Source organism: Leptolyngbya sp. GGD (assembly GCF_026735145.1).
In the GTDB taxonomy this organism is placed as follows: Bacteria; Cyanobacteriota; Cyanobacteriia; order Leptolyngbyales; family Leptolyngbyaceae; genus Leptolyngbya; species Leptolyngbya boryana.
On the sequence record NZ_JAPQKE010000001.1, the window covers coordinates 850,002 to 868,719 of the forward strand.

General features: G+C 48.3%; 13 protein-coding genes. 5 read left to right on the forward strand and 8 right to left on the reverse strand.

Annotated elements, in window-relative coordinates; genetic code table 11:
* The first annotated feature begins 37 nt into the window (after positions 1-37).
* On the forward strand, positions 38-1,396 hold the full coding sequence (locus OU814_RS03965; protein WP_017290377.1) for an anthranilate synthase component I: 1,359 nt from the start codon (positions 38-40) through the stop codon (positions 1,394-1,396).
* Between the two features lie 54 nt (positions 1,397-1,450).
* Here OU814_RS03965 and OU814_RS03970 read toward each other — a convergent pair whose 3' ends face one another.
* The 3 genes from OU814_RS03970 to OU814_RS03980 all read right to left on the reverse strand — a co-directional run bounded on the left by OU814_RS03970 (position 1,451) and on the right by OU814_RS03980 (position 7,546).
* Positions 1,451-5,128: an ATP-binding protein gene (locus tag OU814_RS03970; RefSeq protein ID WP_268180665.1), complete on the reverse strand. Its 3,678-nt coding sequence runs from the start codon at positions 5,126-5,128 to the stop codon at positions 1,451-1,453.
* A 330-nt stretch (positions 5,129-5,458) separates the two neighbouring features.
* Entirely contained in the window at positions 5,459-6,442 is a 984-nt protein-coding gene (locus tag OU814_RS03975) for a response regulator (protein ID WP_036046576.1), read from the reverse strand.
* Between the two features lie 258 nt (positions 6,443-6,700).
* A complete protein-coding gene (locus tag OU814_RS03980) occupies positions 6,701-7,546 on the reverse strand; it encodes a CheR family methyltransferase (RefSeq protein ID WP_268180667.1) in 846 nt (281 codons plus the stop codon).
* 464 nt (positions 7,547-8,010) lie between these two features.
* On the opposite strand from OU814_RS03980, the gene OU814_RS03985 reads away from it, so the two are divergent.
* Entirely contained in the window at positions 8,011-8,442 is a 432-nt protein-coding gene (locus tag OU814_RS03985; protein WP_071596241.1) for a response regulator, read from the forward strand.
* Positions 8,443-8,486: 44 nt separating this feature from the next.
* Here OU814_RS03985 and malQ read toward each other — a convergent pair whose 3' ends face one another.
* A complete protein-coding gene (gene malQ, locus OU814_RS03990; protein WP_268180670.1) occupies positions 8,487-9,962 on the reverse strand; it encodes a 4-alpha-glucanotransferase in 1,476 nt (491 codons plus the stop codon).
* 153 nt (positions 9,963-10,115) lie between these two features.
* On the opposite strand from malQ, the gene treS reads away from it, so the two are divergent.
* Positions 10,116-13,334: a maltose alpha-D-glucosyltransferase gene (gene treS / locus OU814_RS03995; RefSeq protein WP_268180672.1), complete on the forward strand. Its 3,219-nt coding sequence runs from the start codon at positions 10,116-10,118 to the stop codon at positions 13,332-13,334.
* 86 nt (positions 13,335-13,420) lie between these two features.
* On the forward strand, positions 13,421-13,753 hold the full coding sequence (locus OU814_RS04000) for a XisI protein (protein ID WP_017290368.1): 333 nt from the start codon (positions 13,421-13,423) through the stop codon (positions 13,751-13,753).
* A gap of 56 nt (positions 13,754-13,809) precedes the next feature.
* Here OU814_RS04000 and OU814_RS04005 read toward each other — a convergent pair whose 3' ends face one another.
* On the reverse strand, positions 13,810-14,796 hold the full coding sequence (locus OU814_RS04005) for an energy-coupling factor transporter transmembrane component T family protein (RefSeq protein ID WP_190653431.1): 987 nt from the start codon (positions 14,794-14,796) through the stop codon (positions 13,810-13,812).
* Between the two features lie 16 nt (positions 14,797-14,812).
* Positions 14,813-16,177, reverse strand: coding sequence for a ribosome biogenesis GTPase Der (gene der / locus OU814_RS04010; protein ID WP_268180675.1), 1,365 nt, complete (start codon positions 16,175-16,177; stop codon positions 14,813-14,815).
* Between the two features lie 255 nt (positions 16,178-16,432).
* Between der and OU814_RS04015 the strand changes: the two genes are divergently transcribed.
* Positions 16,433-17,653 carry a saccharopine dehydrogenase family protein gene (locus OU814_RS04015; RefSeq protein WP_268180677.1) on the forward strand — a complete coding sequence of 407 codons (1,221 nt, stop codon included), beginning with the start codon at positions 16,433-16,435 and terminating at the stop codon, positions 17,651-17,653.
* A 148-nt stretch (positions 17,654-17,801) separates the two neighbouring features.
* Here the strand turns inward: OU814_RS04015 and OU814_RS04020 are convergent, their stop codons facing one another.
* A complete protein-coding gene (locus OU814_RS04020) occupies positions 17,802-18,236 on the reverse strand; it encodes a DUF6006 family protein (RefSeq protein WP_017290364.1) in 435 nt (144 codons plus the stop codon).
* A 102-nt stretch (positions 18,237-18,338) separates the two neighbouring features.
* Positions 18,339-18,707: a fibronectin type III domain-containing protein gene (locus OU814_RS04025; protein ID WP_051077824.1), complete on the reverse strand. Its 369-nt coding sequence runs from the start codon at positions 18,705-18,707 to the stop codon at positions 18,339-18,341.
* Positions 18,708-18,718 lie beyond the last annotated feature (11 nt).

Sequence of the window (18,718 nt, forward strand, 5' to 3'; positions counted from 1 at the left end):
AGCCTTAAAATCCTCAGATTGGTTTAATTTGTGCCCTATGACTTTTTTGGCTCCTTGGATTTGGCGATCGCTGCCCCTGAACGAACGCACAGGCTCAGAAGTCTTTGCCGCTGGTTTTCTGAATCACGAAATTGCGACACTGCTCGAAAGTCCTTATCCTGCCTCCTCGGATTATCCGCAGCTAGGACGATTTTCGATTTGTGCAGGTGCGCCTCGCCAAGTTTGGACTCCGAGCATTGGTGAAATTCTGCCGTTTCTCAGCGATCTGATTCAACAACAATCCAATTCAGCCGAACCTGAGCATTTGCCGTTTACTGGGGGTTGGCTCGGCTGGCTTGGGTACGACTTAGCTTGGGAAATTGAAAAGCTACCGCATTTAAAAGATGACAAATTGCCGTTTCCAGTCGCGTTTTGGTACGAGCCAGACTGCTTTGCTGTGCTAGATCATGAGCAACAAACCCTTTGGCTTGCAGCACGGAGTGAAGCTCAGTTAGATCAGCTTGAACAATCTACGCAACAATCTAATTCATCCAATCAGGGTGAGATGGCACAAACGGGGACTGCATTTCAGACTGAGTTTTGCATGAGTCAGACTGAGTACGAAGCGATCGTCCTCAAAGCAAAACAGCACATTCAAGCAGGCGATATCTTTCAGGCAAATTTGTCTTTGCGATTTGAGGCAAAAACAACAGCAGAGAGTTGGAGCATTTATCGCGCGCTGCAATCGATTAATCCCTCCCCGTTTTCAAGCTATTGGAAAACGCCTTGGGGCGATGTAATCAGTTGTTCTCCGGAGCGATTAGTAAAGTTGAGCGATCGCATTGCAGAAACTCGCCCGATCGCTGGAACTCGTCCACGAGGGCTGAGCATTGAACAAGATCATCAATTTGAGCAAGACCTGTTAGACAACACGAAAGAACGTGCCGAACATATTATGCTCGTTGACCTGGAGCGTAATGATTTAGGTCGCGTGTGTGAGTGGGGTACGGTAGAGGTAGATGAGCTGCTTGTGATTGAGCGATACAGCCATGTGATGCACTTAGTTAGTAATGTCGTGGGCACAGTGCGATCGCAGTTTACACCGATTGATGTGATCCGCGCTTTGTTTCCAGGTGGAACGATTACGGGATGCCCGAAAGTGCGCTGTATGGAGATCGTAGAAGCATTAGAACCTGTGCGGCGTAGTTTGTTTTATGGATCTTGTGGGTTTCTCGATCGACGTGGAAATTTGGATTTGAATATTTTAATTCGCACGTTGTTGTATGCAAAGTCAGGAGAAGTCGCAACAGTTTGGGGACAAGTTGGGGCGGGAATTGTTGCCGATAGTGATCCGGAGAAAGAATGGTTTGAATCGTTGCAGAAGGCACGGGCACAGTTAGCAGCTTTGGGTCATTGACCTGGGCGATACGGAATTGCGTGGCAATGAATAGGTGCTGTGTGTGGTGAGGGGCTACACCTCTGATTGAGTCAATTGCTCATCAGTCATTGACGCGAGAAGTGGCAAGTGAATGATAAAGGTTGCTCCCTGTTCCTCTCCAGCGCTTTCTGCCTGGATCGTTCCCCCGTGCAGGTTAACGATGTGATGCGCGATCGCTAACCCGACCCCTAAGCCTTTTGTTGCATCGGAAGGTCTTGCTTGACGAAAGCGATCGAAGACATGGGGCAGAAAGTCAGCCGCAATTCCAATCCCAGTATCCCTGACTCGAATTTCAGCTTGGTCAAGCAGGGTTGATAGTTCGACGGTCACACTGCCACCCTCGGGGGTAAATTTAATCGCATTTGTCAGCAGATTACAGAAAACTTGCTGGAGACGATCAAGATCGCCCATCACTTGCACATCGTAATCGGGTTGAGATTGCCAAACTAAATCGATGGTTTTAGCTTCAGCCGTTTGAACAACGGTAGCAATCACAGTTTCTAAGATCGATGTCAGTTCGACAGGCTGAGGATTGAGGCGCAGTTTGCCAACCGTAATCCGGGAAATATCGAGCAAGTCTTGTACTAAAGCAGCTTGTACAGTCGCATTGCGCTCAATCGTATCTAAGGCTTTGGTCAAAATCGCTGGACTGGGTGGAGTCGATCGTAAGAGCCGCGTCCAGCCTAGAATCGAGACCAGTGGCGTGTTGAGTTCGTGGGAAACGGTCGAGAGCAGTTCATCCCGACTTTGGATTGTGCTTCTTGCCTCACGCAGCGCTGTAGTGCGGAGTTGGGCGATTTGCAGATGAGCATTGACACGAGAGATAAGTTCTTGTGCTGAGAAGGGTTTGATCAGATAGTCGTCGGCTCCGGCTTCGAGTCCTTCTACGATCGCTTCTTCGCCTGCACGCGCCGAGAGCAGAAGGATCGGAATTTCTCTAGTTTGGGGATTTGCGCGTAACGTTTGCAGCAACCCAAAGCCGTCTAATCCGGGCATCATTACATCCGTTAGAACCAGATCAGGCAGTTGCTTTTGAATCGCTGCCAGAGCAGAAGCGCCGTCGGCAACTGCTTCTACTTGAACCGATTCGCTCAAAATGCGCGTCAGGTAATCCCTCATGTCTGCGTTGTCATCGACTAAAAGAACCCGTGCATTCGAGGAATCTGGAAGCGGTTGAGGATGCGCGCTGCTCCGCAGATACCGCAAGGGTCGCCAAAGTTCAGCTTCTTGCACATAAGGCGTTGCCCCGATTGTGATCGAGGGGAGAAATTGCGAGGCTTTGATACGATCGGGCGGCAAATGCTCGGAACCGAACGGAAGAGAAATCGTAAAACAACTGCCTTGTCCGAGCGTACTGCTGGCGTGAATCGTTCCGCCTTGGAGTTGGACGAGTTCATACACCAGGGCTAGACCGATTCCGGAGCCTTCTTGCGATCGCGCCTGTACCCCTCGGACTTGATGAAATCGCTCAAACACATGCGGCAGTTCTTCCGCTGCAATGCCACTTCCCGTATCTTCAATCTCCAGAATGACGTGATGATTAACCGGATGCAGTCTGACGATGATTTCGCCTGCTAGGGTAAACTTGAACGCATTCGAGATCAGATTGAGCACGATTTTTTCCCACATCTCGCGATCGACATACACCGCTTCCGGCAGCGGTAGACAATCGACGGTCAATCGGAGTCCGGCTTGCTCGATCGCGGATCGGAACACACTCGCAAGATCTGCCGTAAACTGAGACAGATCAGTTGGCTCATAACTCGCTTCCATTCGACCCGCTTCGATGCGAGAGAAATCGAGCAAGGTATTCACCAGTTTTAAGAGACGAAGACTATTGCGCTGAGCGAGTTCTAGGCGTTCTCGGTGAAGCGTTGGCAGAGCGCGATCGCTCAATACATCCTGCACCGGATTCAATAACAACGTCAGCGGAGTGCGAAATTCGTGGCTGATGTTGCTAAAGAAAAGTGTTTTGGCGCGATCAAGTTCTGCCAGAGATTCGGCGCGTTGGCGTTCTTGTTCACGCTCAGATTGTTCTCGCACTCGCTGAAGTTCCGACTCCCGTAACGCTGCTTCAGCGCGGGCGCGTTCGATGGCTACCCAAGTCCGTTCGGCAACTTCTTCGACTAGAGCGATTTCAGCCAACATCCAGCGCCGGGGGCGTGAGGAGATCGCAACCATTGACCAAAGCGGATGGTTTTCCCTACGCAATGTCGCCGCAACCATTGCACGCATTCCGAGATTATGGCTGTTGCGTTTCTCGGCTTCCAACAACCCTTGTCTCTCCCAGTCGTCTTCAATAACGAGGGTTCCTTCAAACGTGGCTTTAAGAGCTTCGGAGAAGTCGGACAAAACGAAGTGATCGGGCAACGGTGGCACGCTGTCGTTGCCAATTTGATAATTGACGTCGACGCGGTTATCTTCCAAATAGTATGATGTGATGTAACTGCGATCGAGTTGCAGATGCTCGATGAGCATTTGGATGGCACGGTTAGCGATGGCATCTGCATCGGGTTCCGCCCGCAGCGCGTCGCTAAATTTCAGCAGAAACGCCTGTTGCTCCTCGGTTCGTTTGCGATCAGTGATATCGTTGAACACTACAGCAACTTGACGGCTTCCTTCATCACCGATCCGCGAAGCATAGACGGTATACCAACGGTCAACGGATGCCGTGTGGTATTCGGTACGCCTCCCTTTGCCAGAAATCAAAACATCACTGTAAAAGTCAAGCAACTGCTGTTCAAAATTGGGAGCAATTTCCAACAGCGTCTTGCCGACTGCATCGGTTAAGCCAGTTTGTTGTTCCCAGGCTGGATTCGTTTCCACAATCCGAAAATCACAGGGATGACCCGACTCGTCAGAAATCATTTCCAGCAGGTTAAAGCCTTCGTTGATCGATGTGAACAGCGATCGATATTTCGCTTCCGACCCCCGCAGGGCAGTCTCTGCCCGCTTCTCGTCGGTGACATCGCTGAAGAGTGCCGCAAGCTGGTTTCCGCCGTTGTGGGTGGAAAAGACAAAGACATCAAACCAGCGATCGAGGTCTACGTGATAGTCGATGAACCGCTTCGACTGTCCGGTGCGGGCAACCTCCGCGTAGTCCTTCAGCCACATATCCTCTGCTTCCGGGAAGAGTTCCCGCATCGTTTGCCCCGGCTGCGGTCTGCGCCCACTCTGTCGCTCGAAGGCTGGATTGGTCTCGATGTAGCGGAAATCGATCGCCTCACCCACCGCGTTGTAAAGCATCTCGAAGATGCAAAAGCCTGCGTCGATCGAATCGAACAGCGATCGATATTTGGCTTCCGATTCGCGTAGGGCTACTTCAGCATGTTTGCGCTCGTCTTCGACGCGCTTGCGCTCGCTGATGTCATAAGAAACCACCAGCACCGCATAGATTTCGTCATTTTCAGCCCGAAGCGGTGTTCCCCGCGAGATGTAAGTGTGATTGTGAGCGTTATGTTCATGCTCGAACGGCTCACCAGCTAGAGCTTGACGGTATAGCGGCTCGTAACTTGCAGCGAGATCGGGCGGCAATGCCTCAAAAATCGTTTGCCCAACCAAATCTTCGGGTTTGAATCCGGCAGTTGCCAGAGCTTCTCCCTCTGCCAGCAAATAACGCAAGTCGCGATCGACAACAAACGCCGCCCCCCCTGGAAGATTTGCGATCAAAGCACGCGATAACGCTTCAGTCGTCAAAACAGGGTTCGCCATAGCAGGTTCAGAAGCGGTTTCAGAATTGGAGCATTGCATGGTGCTGGTCACTCCCGCACTTGAGGATCTGACTTCATTTGAGCGGGGCTGATGAGTAGGAGTCTGACGGTCAATGTTGCTCCTTGCCCTTCTTCCTCACTCGTTACCTCGATCGTACCGTAGTGTAATTCGACCAGATGACAACTCGGAACCAGTCAGGGGCGATCGCCATACTTGATTCTCTTCGATCGTGATGCAATTTCAAGGTGAGTTCAAAGCAGCCTTCTTTGGATTTCTTGCAAGATTCATCGCTCAGCAAAATGCAGGCAAATGTCAGAGTCCTACAGAATCTTACTCTGGACTCGATGCTTGTCTTGCAAGTTGAGCCACCATTTTCACCCACTCGCTCGGTTGAACCAATTTGTGTAAATGGGCTTCAAATCCAGCCGCGATCGCTTTTGCTTTATCCTCATCTAAATAAGCTGTAATGGCAGCTGCAGGAAGATGCCCCCCTTGCTCGGCTTCTCGTTCGCGAATTCGCCGAATTAAGCTATAACCATCCTCACCCGGCATCCGAAGGTCACTGATCAACACATCCGGGCGAAATCGTTCTAATTCTTCTAAAGCTGCTGCTGCACTTGCGACTGTCCTGACTCCGATGCCGTGTGTCTCCAATACCATCGTCACAAATTCCCGGACATCCATATCATCATCGACGACTAGCACCTGTAAGCCGTCGAGTGGTTGAGGGATCTGCGAAGCAACCGATGTTCTCGCAACCAACGAGGCAAGCGCTGCCTGAGATTGGCTCAAGTTGTACACACCAATTCTCAACCGTTCAATCCGCCCCTCGATATCACGAGCGATTGCCACCTGAAACTCAGTCAGAATGGGTTCGCTATCCCGAGGACACAAGCGCGTGTGCCAAGTTTGGATGCCCTCGCTTTGAGATAGCCGATTGAGATGAGTCCGAAAACGGGCGCGATCTTTCTCTGCTACAAACACCGCCAACGGCTTGCCAACAAGGTAGCTATAGGGCACATTCAGGAGTTGAGCGATCGCTTGATTTGCGTCCAGAATCAAGCCGTTAGCATTCGTGATCAATGAAGCGATCGGGAAAAACTGAAATAGATCTTGATAGTCCTGCTGCCGCTGAAACAGTTCTGCTTCAACTTCCTCGATTGCCTCCAAACTCGCTTGCATCTGCTCATAGATCACCTGTAAATCCTCAAGCGCTGCATCAACTTCCCTCCAACCTGCCGTATCTTCTCCTAGTTGCGCCGCAATTTGCTGTCGGATGACTTGAAAATGCTGCCTGATTTGCTCGTCACTCATCATGAATCTTAATAATCATGCTTGTCTGTTGCCAAACGACTGGTCGTCCTTACTGAAGAAGTTCCAAGCACAGAAAACGCCTTCTATTTTTGTCCGTTAACAACGGCAGAATTATCGCGACTGTAACTGTCATTGTCGTGGATACACATCAATCCTAAGTCCACTTTACAGAGTAGAAGTGCTGAATTAAGCTACAAATTCCTGTAAACCAAGCAATGTTGATCATGAGCCTTCGATCGACGAAATCAGCGATATGAACTATGGCAAACGGCACAAGAGTAAGGGGTTCTTTTGGTGAGCACCTGGCACTTTCGTAAATACTTTGCGTTGCCGATTCAGCGGCGTGAACAGCGATCGTTCAGCAGCAGTGATCAAGTTCTCTACATGACCGAGCAACAAAAATCCATTGTCCTCCAAACTCAGATAAAACCTGACCAATGCTTGAAGTTGAGCTGCTTCTGTGAAATAGATGAAAAAATTGCGGCAAACTAGTAGATCGATGTGAGGTAGAGGCGGGTCTTGAATCAGATTATGAACGTGAAAGTCGATCGAAGGGGACAAATCCTGTCGCCAGCAGTGAACATCGTCTCTGCGCTCAAAATACTGCTCTTGCAGGGCAGGCGGAACGAGTTCAATTTTATGAGCGAGATAACGACCTTGACGAGCTTGCAGAATCGCATCGGAATCAACATCCGTTCCATAGATCTGCACCCGTTGTTGAAACGCTTCTACGCCCAAAGCTTCGATGAAGAGCATTGCCAAGGCATAGGTTTCTTCTCCTGACGCGCATCCTACACTCCAGACCCGAATTGGGTCATTCGGTGCTTTATTTGCGAGCATTTGTAAGACGACCTGATCTGCAAGGTACTGCCACACTAAAGGATCGCGAAAGAAATAAGTGTAGTTGATGTAAACCGTATCGACGAGGCATTTGATCTCGTCTGGGTGCTGCTGCAAATAATCAAAATAGCTCTGATAATTCTCCAACTCAATTTGCTGTATTCGTATCCGGATTCGACGCATCAAAGTAGAACGTTTGTAGCCTGTGAGATCAACTTGATGAAATTGGTTGAGATAAATCAGCAAGTCTTCTAATTGGGTCATTGTTAGGGGTGGAGAGGCACCACTCACAGAATGAATAGTGAGCATGAATAAGAAACTACACTTGATTAAGTTTATGAACTAGAAAGCTTTCAGACGCAGAACTCGATATTTGAAAAGCTGGAAGATCACACGCGTGCTTTGAAAATCGGGGTCGTATTTTACTCTTCTAGACGGCAATGATTCAATTGCCGTCTGTTGTTCTTCAGCTTAGTCAACTTTCAATAAAACCACTAGGGAAATAGAAAATCTTAATCGTGTCATCAGCTTGACGATAGCAATCACTACCTTTCTATAGGAAACAATCAACCTACCAGAAGCAGCATCAGTTCTGGGTTTGAAGTCTTTTATTTGCGAAATTAGTGAGATCAAATTAGCAACCGAGCAGAGTTACCGATTTAGTCTGATGTCTCAACAAACAAAATGTGTTGTACTAATTCCATTAATCTCATCTAAGGATGGTGATCATGCCTTCACACCAAAGTCGCTCGATGGCAGCACCCCCACAACACCCGCTAAAGGGAATTCAAATTTTACTGGTCGAGGATGAGCTGGATATTGCCGATTTACTCCTGGTGATATTCCAGGGCGCAGGTGCAACGGTCAGATTGTGCATGGAAGCTGAATCTGTACTGGCGGTATTGGAAACCTATCAGCCTGACGTTTTAGTCGCCAACATTAAATTACCGTCGCATGATGGAATTTGGTTAATTCAACAGATCCGCAACCATCCACGTCCAGAGATTCGCTCTCTCCCAGCAGTGGGTGTGACCTCTTACCATCGAGATGTTCATGCTGATGCTGCTCTCGCGGCTGGATTTGATTGTTTTCTGTCCAAATTAGACTCACCGAATGAAATCGTGAATACTCTTTCCACACTCGCGACATCACCGCGTTAATCGGGCCTCAGAAGCCAGGAGCTAGGCTCAGCCACTTCTCAACATTAAATTCGACCATACAGCATCGTCAGCGATCGTAGCTTCTCCGCCAGTTCATCTGTTAGCAATTCAGAACTGCGATATCGCCAGCGCCAATTTCCAGCGTTTTGACTCGGATCGTTCATCCTGGCACTTCCATCTAACCCAAGCACATCTTGCAAAGCGACGATCGCCCAATTTGCGACAGAAGCTAATGCCATCCGATTCAATGTCCAGTGAATTTCTTCGATTGGGTAACCCACATAAGCCGCTAACCTATCTTTCTCCGACTGAGATATGGTATTCCACCATCCGATCGCCGTATCGTTATCGTGCGTTCCAGGATAGACCACGCTATTGTGAACATAATGATGCGGTAAGTGTGTATTACTCGCATCATCGCTGAATGCGAACATGAGAATTTTCATGCCGGGAAAATTGAAGCGATCGCGCAATTCCTCCACTTCAGGCGTAATGATCCCTAAGTCTTCCGCCAAGATGGGCAATTGTCCTAATCGCTGCCCCAAGGTTTCAAAAAAGTCGGCTCCGGGTGCTTCGATCCATTCGCCATTGATGGCAGTCTCTTCGCCTGCCGGAACTTGCCAGTAAGCTTGAAATCCCCGGAAGTGATCGACTCGCACAATATCGACATACTGTAACGTCGTTTGAAAGCGCTGAATCCACCATTCATACTGACTACTCTGGAGTTGATCCCAGTCGTAAACAGGATTGCCCCAAAGCTGCCCGGTCGCACTGAAATAATCGGGTGGCACACCTGCGATGAAAGTAGGTTCAAACGTTTCAGGATCGAGCTTAAAAATCTCTGGATGTGCCCACACATCGACGCTATTGAAGCAAACGTAAATCGAGATATCTCCAATGAGCTGAATGTTTTTCGAGTTGGTATACTCGCGCAGCTTCATCCATTGCTGAAAGAACTTGAATTGCAAAAATTGCTGAAATTGGATAGCTGGTTTTAAGGCATCTTGAGCATTTCGCATCGCTTGCAGGTCGCGTTGTGCGATCGAGCGATCCCATTGATTCCAATTCTTGCCATCATTCGCTTCTAACAATGCCATGAACAATGCAAAATCATCGAGCCACGCTGCTTGCTGCTGACAGAACTGATCAAATTCAGGAGTCGGAGCAAAGCGGTTGAATGCCAATTGCAGTAACTTTGTTTTATACGGGATCACGCGATCGAACTCGACTTTTTCAACGCTGCCTTCGAGCGGAACTAACTCATCTGACTTCAGCAATCCTTCTTCTGCAAGCTGTTCTAAGCTAATGAGCAACGGATTTCCAGCAAACACACTGAAGTTCATCGTGTAGGGTGAATGCTCATATCCAGTCGGCGCTAAAGGCAAAATTTGCCAAAGCGACTGACCACTTTTTGCCAGGAAATCCACAAATTCGTAGGCGGATTGTCCTAAATCTCCGATGCCAAACTTGCTGGGTAAACTGGTAGGCTGAAGTAAGATACCGCTCGATCGCTGAAACATAAAATCATCACTGGTTCATTGATCGAAACGCTATTCGACTTTGGCGGACTGGTCATGCTCCCACAGACAGAAATTAAAAACCTCTCTCAGGATGAAGACAGTGACCGACAAAACCGACTAGCTTTATACGATAAAGTTTAGGCAACTTTGACGATGATGCAGTTCTCCACACTCAATTACGATCCGCAATGGTACAAAGACGCAATCATCTACGAAGTTCCCGTCCGCGCTTTTTCAGATAGTAATAATGATGGCATTGGAGATTTTGTCGGCTTAACTGGAAAGCTAGATTATCTCCAGAGCTTAGGAGTAACTGCGCTTTGGATACTGCCCTTCTTTCCTTCGCCTCTGCGAGATGATGGGTATGACATTTCGGACTATACGAGCGTCAATCCCATTTATGGCACGATCGAGGATTTTCAAGCGTTTCTAGAAGCGGCTCATGCGCGTGGAATTCGGGTGATCATCGAACTAATTATCAACCACACGTCTGATCAACATCCCTGGTTTCAAAGGGCGCGACGTGCGCCTGTCGGTTCACCCGAACGAGATTTTTATGTATGGAGCGATACCCCAGATAAGTACCAGGAAGCTCGAATTATTTTTCAAGATTTCGAGACTTCTAACTGGACATGGGATTCCGTCGCAAACGCCTACTTTTGGCATCGCTTCTACTCTCACCAGCCTGATTTGAACTATGACAATCTGGCTGTTCAGCAAGCCGTTTTTGAGGTGCTCGATTTCTGGCTGGCGATGGGCGTAGATGGCTTGCGCATGGATGCTGTACCTTACTTATACGAACGAGAAGGAACCAACTGCGAGAATCTCCCTGAAACCCATGCTTTCTTGAAGAAGCTACGCAAGCATGTGGAATCGAACTATCCAGAGTGCATGTTGCTTGCAGAAGCCAATCAGTGGGCTGAAGATGCTGCTGCCTACTATGGCGATGGCGATGAATGTCATATGAACTTTCATTTTCCATTGATGCCGCGCTTGTTTATGTCTGTGCGAATGGAAGATAGCTTTCCGATCAATGACATTCTGCAACAGACTCCACCAATTCCTGAAAACTGTCAGTGGGGCATTTTCTTGCGGAATCATGATGAACTGACGCTGGAAATGGTGACAGATGAAGACCGAGATTATATGTATCGGGTCTATGCTCAAGACAAAGAGATGCGGGTGAATCTGGGAATTCGGCGGAGATTAGCACCATTACTCGGTAACGATCGACGACAGATCGAACTGCTCAACAGTCTCTTACTGACTTTTCCGGGTACACCTGTGCTGTACTATGGCGATGAGATTGGTATGGGGGACAATGTGTATGTGGGCGATCGCAATGGGGTGAGAACTCCGATGCAGTGGAGTGACGATCGCAATGCCGGATTCAGTCGCGCGAATCCTCATAAACTATACTTACCAATCATTGTGGATTCTGAGTACAACTATACGACGGTGAATGTTGAAGCTCAGCGATCGAATCCGAACTCTCTGCTTAGTGCAATGCGCCGCCTCATTGCAACTCGTAAGCGCTTTCAGGCATTCGGACGGGGTGACTTTCAACTGTTACACCCAGAAAATCGCAAAGTTCTAGCTTTCACTCGCACGTATAAAGATGAATGTATTCTGGTTGTGGCAAATCTGTCACGATTTGTGCAAACGGTTGAGCTAGATCTCTCTGCTTTCTCAGGTTCGATTCCAGTGGAAGTGTTTGGACGGACTGAGTTTCCAGCGGTGAAAGAGGCTCCTTACTTCTTGAGCTTAGGAGCTTACGCTTTCTACTGGTTCAGTCTAAAGCCTGTTGATTCTTCAACTCAAACAGAACTTCCCACAATTAGAAGCACCTGGGAGACATTGCTGGCTCGTTCTAGTAGCAGAGCAAAGCTAGAAAATATTCTGGTTGATCACTTTAAACAATATCGTTGGTTCAAGGCGAGAACGCAATCGGTTCAATCGGCTCAAATCATTGAAATGATTCCGATCTCCCCTGAGGTTCAACTCATTTGGCTGCAAGTAAGCTACATTCAAGAGCAACCCGAAACGTATGTGATGTTTATTGCGCATGGCGATCGCGAACTCGATGCTTCTGTGATTGCTCAGCTTGAGGAGGGTGTTTTATTTGAGGCGGTGACTGATCCAACTTTTCTGACTATCTTACTCAGTCTCTTGCGACATGGTGTGCAAGCAACGGGAGAGTTTGGACAACTGAAGTCAACGACTGTCAATCTTCCCAATTCTTTTGAAGCTTGTTTACTTAAAGGCGAGCATAACAATACTTCGATTCTCTACGGCGAATCTGTCAAAACTGGGGCAGAAGCTGAACTTCTTCTAAAAATATTCCGTCACGTTGAAGAGGGGATGAATCCGGATCTCGAAATCCGTCGATTTCTCGATTCAAAGTTCAACCATATTCCCCGAATTCTAGGCTCGATCGAGTATCAAATTCCTGGACGTGCTCCGATGACGATCGCGGTTCTTCAAGAGTTCATTGCAGGAGCGCAAAGCACTTGGGACTATACTCTCGACAGTCTTCGCACCTACTTCGAGTCGCTGAACAATCATGAAGTTCCTGAAGTTGCGACGCTAGAGGATATTCCTGATTTTATTCAAACTGCGATCGGAACTTATCTCGCGAATATTCACCTCCTAGGACAACGAACTGCTGAATTGCATCTTGCACTAGCTACTGAGTCTGAACATCCTGACTTCAAGCCAGAACCCTTTACATCGTTGTATCAGCGATCGATTTACCAATACGCTCGCAATCTCACAGGACGAGTCTTTTTAGCACTCAGAAACCAACTTCATCACATTGCTGATCCGTTACTAGCGCGCGATGTTTTAGAACTATACGAGCCTTGTCTAGAACAGTTTCGCGGCATTTTAGATCAGAAGATTACAGCTTTGCGGACTCGATATCATGGCGACTATCATCTGGGTCAAGCGCTCTATACGGGCAAAGACTTTGTTCTGATCGATTTCGAGGGGAATTCGTTGCGGAGCTTAAGCGATCGACGAATTAAACGTTCTCCGCTCAGAGATGCTGCGGGGATGATGCAATCGTTTCATGTTGCGGCTGAAATTGCTTTAGCCAATGAGATCAGCACGGCTGAGCATTCACCGAGCCAACTCAAGAAGATGAAACAAGGGGCACAGCATTGGAAGTATTGGGCAGGCGGAACTTTCCTCAAGTCATATTTTGAGACGGCACAGTCGGGGAAATTTTTACCTCAAAGCAGTGATGAATTAAAGCGATTGCTCAATCACTATTTACTAGAAAAAGCGATCGCATCTTTAGGTAAAGAATTAAATGAGCGATCGGACAAAATCGAAATTGCTCTCCTCCGCATCCTTGAACTTCTAAATTAACCTCAATGTCCTTTGGCGATCGCTTCGGTACGAAAGTATGCAGTTAAATTATTGATATATGACGTGCTGACAGAGGTGATTGTGCAATGGAGAAATTAGAACAGTATCGGCAAGCAATTCGGTCATTACTCAAAGAGTATGCCACTAATGAAAATCAAGATGATTTAGAGACTCAAGTCATTTTTGATCAAGAGCATGATCATTATCAGTTGGTAAGTTTAGGCTGGCAGGGACAGCGACGATTTTATAGCTGTCTAATGCACTTGGATATCAAGGGTGGAAAGATCTGGATTCAACGTAATCAAACCGATCGATTAATTGCTCAAGAACTCGTAGAGATGGGCGTGCCAAGAGAGGATATCGTCCTGGGGTTACAGCCTGCTTATGCTAGACCTGACACAGGTTATGGAGTCGCTTAAATCTTTTGGAGTTCGCTTCAGTCAAGAATGATTTTATACTTCATCATCCTGAAACTTCACCCGATCGCTAATCTCGCTACCCAAAATCCACCTAGCAACACCAACGCCACCCAATCAAATCGCTTCAAAACTAAATGATGCCACTGCACCCGATGCTGATTTGGGCTAGTAAATCCTCTCACCTTCATTGCATTTGCCATCTGTTCCGCCCGCAGCAGCAAATTCTGCAACAGCCGCTCCGCCACTGACAAACACACCTGCGCCGTTCGCTTAAAGCCCAACTTCTTCCAGTTAATTGCTCGGGTTCGCACCGATCGCACTAAATTCTGAAATTCCTCTAGCACCAACGGAATGAACCGCAAAGATAATGTCAATGTCAATGCAACCTCGGTCACGGGCAGATTAAACCGTCGCAACGGACGCATCAAATCCTCCAAACCTGCGGTCACTTCCTCTGGAGCAGTCGTCAGCAAAAATAAATTCGTACTATAAATCAGCGTAAACAGCAGAGTACTGACTCGAATTGCCAAATCCAGCGATCGCCGAGTCACCCGAATTGGACCGCGTTGAAATACGACATACCGATAATCTGTCGGCTGCTTTAATTCCGGTCGTCTCTGGCTTTTCGCAAACTCTTCTTGCGCCTTCGGAGTCGGCTGAAACGGGTTAAACCAGGGCTTTTGCGGTGCGGGTTCCGGTATCGTCGCAGGCTGTTGCACAAACGCCAATTCGTTCTCCGGCAATCTCGGTCGCGGTTCCACACTCAACCCATCCGGAGCGATCGCCACTAGCGAGAACACATACAGCGCCAAAGCCAGCAACCATCCCATCTGCTGTCGCCATACGCGCATCGGAATCCGCGCCACCACCGTCAGCAGAATCAGCACGACCACGATCGCCAATCGCCATTCCGCTGTCGCCAAAATTGGAGCCGCCAAAAAACTCATCAACCAGGCAATTTTTACCCGGGGATCGAGTCGGTGCATCCAGGTAATAGGCTGCTCCAAATACAACCCGATTGGCAACGATCGCAGTAAATCCATGCTTTAGACCACCGTCTTAAACTTTGGTTGCACGATTCGGGCTATTTCCCCGTTCCACTTCCCGCAGTTTCTTACCTCGCCATAATAGCCGCAACGGAGTGCCTTGGAACCCTAACGATTCGCGGAATTTACGATCGATATAACGCCGATAGTTGTCGTTAAATAAATGCGGATCGTTGACAAATAGCGCGATCGTTGGAGGCGCAGAGCTGACCTGCGTACCGTAGTAGATCTTCCCTTGTCGCCCTTGGCGAGTCGTGGGCGGTGTATGCCAGGAGAGCGCATCTTCTAGCACTTCATTAATCACAGAAGTCGAAATGCGTCGCTTATGCTGCTCGGCAGCGCGATCGACGAGTTCAAAAATCTTTTCGACCCGCTGCCCGGTTTTCGCACTGATAAAAATGCTTTCCGCCCATTCGACGAAATGCAAGCGATCGCGAATTTGCTGATCGTATTCATAAATCGTGTGTGCGTCTTTCTCGATCGCATCCCACTTATTCACAATTACGACGCAGGCACGCCCTTCATCATCAATCCGCCCTGCCAATTTCTGATCCTGCTCGGTCACGCCATCTAAAGCATCAATGACGAGCAACACCACATCAGATCGATCAATTGCCTTAAATGCCCGATTGATCCCGAAAAATTCCGGGCCATATTCGACATTCTTCTTCTTACGAATCCCGGCTGTATCAATCAATCGATACATCTTGTCATCGCGTTCCACGAGCATGTCGATCGCATCTCGTGTCGTGCCAGAAATCGGGCTGACAATCGAGCGATTCTCACCGACAAACGCATTCAAAAGACTGGATTTACCAACATTCGGACGACCCGCGATCGCAACTTTAATTTCAGGACTTTCCTCGATCTCATCAGTCGGTGGAAAATGTTCAACCACCCGATCGAGCAAATCCCCTGTGCCGCTGCCATGAATGCTGGAAACTGCGAAAGGCTCACCCAGTCCTAACTCCCAAAACTCTGCTGCCTGCACTAATCCTTGATCCACGGACTCGCACTTATTCACAGCGATCAGGACTGGAACAGGTTGCTGTCTCAACCATCGAGCAATTTCTTCATCTGCCTGGGTCAATCCCGCCTGCCCATCGACGACGAAAATCGCTGCTTTCGATTCTGCAAGTGCCGCCATGGCTTGCTCTCGAATCAAGGGCAAAAATTCAGTGTCGTCATCAAACACTAATCCACCGGTATCGACCACCTGAAATTCTCGATCGCGCCAAAATGCCCTTTTGTAAGTGCGATCGCGGGTCACTCCAGGCTGGTCAAAGACGATCGCATCCTGTACCTGAGCTAAGCGGTTTACCAGGGTAGACTTACCCACATTCGGACGACCAATAATGGCAACGATCGGCAATGACATAATGTTTGAAATGGAATTGATTCAAGGCAGCATATCATTGTAGCGCGATCGTTTCGAGATTTGGTTTGATACGATTTGAAATTGTCTGTTAAGGAAAGCCGAATTCTTGGGATGGACATCGACGCACGCATTAAGATCAGTTTCAGATTGGCAATCTGTCGCGATCGAACTGAGACTTTGTGCCTATGACACAGTCTTAGTTCGATTGCTTATGATTCAGTGAGCAATTTTATAAATTGATAGAGTTTTGCGCCTATGTCTGAACGGTCTTATGATGTCATTCTCTACGGTGCTAGCGGTTTCGTCGGCAAACAGACTGTGCAGTATTTTGCGAAACATGCCGCATCTCAGACCGTGCGATGGGCGATCGCAGGACGAAATCGGCAAAAGTTAGAAGCAGTTCGGGATCAAGTCGGGGTGAATGTCGATGTACTGGTTGCTGATAGTCGGGATCAGCAGGCGATTGATGCGATCGTGGCTCAAACTAGAGTGATTCTCACCACAGCAGGCCCATTTGCACTTTATGGCGATGCAATAGTCGATGCCTGTGTGCGATACAAAACGCATTATGTAGACATTACGGGAGAAACGCCTTGGGTGAGAACGTTAATCGATCGCTATCATTCTCAAGCTGCCCTCGACGGAACTCGCATTATTCCCTGCTGTGGCTTTGATTCGGTTCCATCGGACTTAGGCGCTTACTTGATTGTTCGCTATCTGCAACAAGAATTCCAGCTCTCTTGTCAGCAAGTGAAGGCTTATTTTCAAGCGGCGGGCGGTTTTAATGGGGGCACTTTGGCATCGGCATTCAATCTCTACGATTCAAAAGGATTGGCGCAGATGACTCGCCCTTTTTTGCTGAATCCATCCGCAAATCAGTCTCCCACTCAAATCGAGCGCAGCCATGACCCGCAATTGCCTTTCTTTGATGCTGACCTGAAAATTTGGGTAGCACCTTTCTTCATGGGTGTAGTCAACACTCGCATTGTGCGCCGCAGTGCTGGACTGTATGAAGACTGGCAGGAGTCATATGGTGCAGAGTTTAGCTATCAAGAGTATCTGAAGTTTAATGAGCCACTGTCTGCTTTTGGACTGACGGCAGCACTGGGATTGATGGTCGGAGTGCTCCAACAACCACAATTGCGATCGCTGATAAAACCCATCTTGCCGCAACCTGGTAGTGGTCCATCTGAGCAAACCATGAATGATGGCTGGTTCTCGTGTGAATTAATTGGAACTGCGAGCGACGGGCGAAAGGTACAAGTTACGATTCGAGATCAGGGCGATCCGGGCAATCGTGCAACGGTCAAATTCGTCTGCGAGTCTGCCTTGTGTCTAGCACTTCAAGCAGATGAACTCCCAGGAGGTTCAGCAAGAGGAGGAATTCTCACACCCGCAACTGGACTGGGCGAAGTTTTAGCAGAACGCTTACGAGGTGCGGGAATGACAGTGGACGTATACTTGTCATCTAATTGACTAGGCTCGCAAGGCAGGCGTTTGGGGAGCGGAAATGCCAGCACAAGAACAGCGGTGGAATCAATTCTGCGAGATTTCCTGCTAAAGTCTATTCAACTCGATTCGCCTGCGTCTCAAACCTTCGCCCAACAAGTAAATTGATGAGCTTCTACCGTTTCTGACATGATAAGGGATAGCGATTCCCGCGCCACGTTGTCCAACCTGTTGCCGATCGCGTTTGCGGATCGTAGCGCAGGAACCAATTATCCTGCTCTTTCCCTTGATATCGAATGCCAAAATCATTGCCGCGACTGTAGCGCTTTGCTAAAGGAACCCAAGCACTCCCACTGTCGCTAAACCACCCGACCACTTTTACTCCCGAAGTCGTGGAGCAGACTCCGCCTTGGCAATGTGTGTTTGGAGCATCTACTACTTTCCATTGCATTTGGGCAGGTCGTCCATCAATTCGACAGTTCCATTTACCGAAGTACCATTCAGAAACAACTTGGCTGGCATGAGCCGTTCCAACAGTCAGCAAAACAGTAAACGGTAAGAGAGCAACACCAAGCGTGCGTTTTTGGAAAAGCTGATGTAGAGATTTCATAGTTTGGAGATGTTTGGGAATGTGTATCAGTGGTTTCTACTCAACCAGTACGATTCAAATTTGGGAATTATGCAGCGATAATTTGCGATCGTACTGCAACGGTCATCTCGTCTCAACAGATTCCTGAACCCAAGGTGAGCAGGTCGAGCGAGCTAAAAAGCGTGAATTACAGCCTTGGACACTGATCGTATAGATTCGGTTAGGTCGAACATTCTTAAACGTAAAGCGTCCAGAGCGGTTAACGACTTGCTTCTCACCGCCTCCCTTCACGCGGTAGCGAACATTGTAAAAGTCCCACCCCGAAATTCCGTCAAATCGGAAAATTACCTGATTCCCTGACTGATAACTTTCTGTGAAACAGGGTTGATCAACCGGGCAAAGCCGAGGGTTACTAGCCATGACAGTTTGGCTCGACGATAAACCTAAACCCATCAGCAGTGTCAACAGAGCACCAGCTTTCAACATTTTCATTTTCGTTCTCC

Bases quoted from the DNA above. Each gene is read 5' to 3' on its own strand.
- OU814_RS03965 (WP_017290377.1), top strand. From the start codon at position 38: ATGACTTTTTTGGCTCCTTGGATTTGGCGATCGCTGCCCCTGAACGAA.
- OU814_RS03970 (WP_268180665.1), bottom strand. From the start codon at position 5,128: ATGGCGAACCCTGTTTTGACGACTGAAGCGTTATCGCGTGCTTTGATC.
- OU814_RS03975 (WP_036046576.1), bottom strand. From the start codon at position 6,442: ATGAGTGACGAGCAAATCAGGCAGCATTTTCAAGTCATCCGACAGCAA.
- OU814_RS03980 (WP_268180667.1), bottom strand. From the start codon at position 7,546: ATGACCCAATTAGAAGACTTGCTGATTTATCTCAACCAATTTCATCAA.
- OU814_RS03985 (WP_071596241.1), top strand. From the start codon at position 8,011: ATGCCTTCACACCAAAGTCGCTCGATGGCAGCACCCCCACAACACCCG.
- malQ (WP_268180670.1), bottom strand. From the start codon at position 9,962: ATGTTTCAGCGATCGAGCGGTATCTTACTTCAGCCTACCAGTTTACCC.
- treS (WP_268180672.1), top strand. From the start codon at position 10,116: ATGATGCAGTTCTCCACACTCAATTACGATCCGCAATGGTACAAAGAC.
- OU814_RS04000 (WP_017290368.1), top strand. From the start codon at position 13,421: ATGGAGAAATTAGAACAGTATCGGCAAGCAATTCGGTCATTACTCAAA.
- OU814_RS04005 (WP_190653431.1), bottom strand. From the start codon at position 14,796: ATGGATTTACTGCGATCGTTGCCAATCGGGTTGTATTTGGAGCAGCCT.
- der (WP_268180675.1), bottom strand. From the start codon at position 16,177: ATGTCATTGCCGATCGTTGCCATTATTGGTCGTCCGAATGTGGGTAAG.
- OU814_RS04015 (WP_268180677.1), top strand. From the start codon at position 16,433: ATGTCTGAACGGTCTTATGATGTCATTCTCTACGGTGCTAGCGGTTTC.
- OU814_RS04020 (WP_017290364.1), bottom strand. From the start codon at position 18,236: ATGAAATCTCTACATCAGCTTTTCCAAAAACGCACGCTTGGTGTTGCT.
- OU814_RS04025 (WP_051077824.1), bottom strand. From the start codon at position 18,707: ATGAAAATGTTGAAAGCTGGTGCTCTGTTGACACTGCTGATGGGTTTA.